Annotated in this window: 1 protein-coding gene; it reads right to left on the bottom strand. The window is 73.3% G+C overall.

Annotated elements, in window-relative coordinates:
• A partial coding sequence (locus AC0IYH_RS29450; RefSeq protein ID WP_471837582.1) for a hypothetical protein occupies positions 1-434 on the bottom strand: 434 nt, incomplete at both ends.

Below are 434 nucleotides of genomic sequence, written 5' to 3'. Positions count from 1 at the left end.
CGAGGCGCACGTCGACGCTGCCCCGGCCCGGCAGCGCGCCCGCAGGCGGCGCGATCGGGATCGTCGAGCCCGCGTTGACGCGCGCCAGCGTCGCCGCCCAGACCTCCACTGGCACCGCAGGCACCACGTCCTGCGTCACCGTGACCTGATCCGTCGCGCGGCCGTCCGATGTGCGTGCCCGCACCTGCCAGCGCAGCGAAGCGACACCATCCGGCGCGGTCAGGTTCCACGCGACCGGAGCGGCACCGCCCGCCGGGATCGTCACCGTCAGCGGCTTGCCCTGCGCCACGCGCGGGAAGACGTCGACGTTCGCCGTCACCGTCATCGGCTTCGCCGATCCGTTGCGCAGCGTAAACGCGGCGGCATAGAGGTCGCCGGTCCGCACCAGCGGCGGCAGGCCGGCATAGATCGACAGGTCCTGCGCGGTACGGATA

It is taken from the genome of Pseudomonas sp. AC463 (assembly GCF_979253585.1).
Note: the sequence above shows the minus strand (reverse complement) of the source record. Positions and strands in the feature narration are given on the sequence as shown.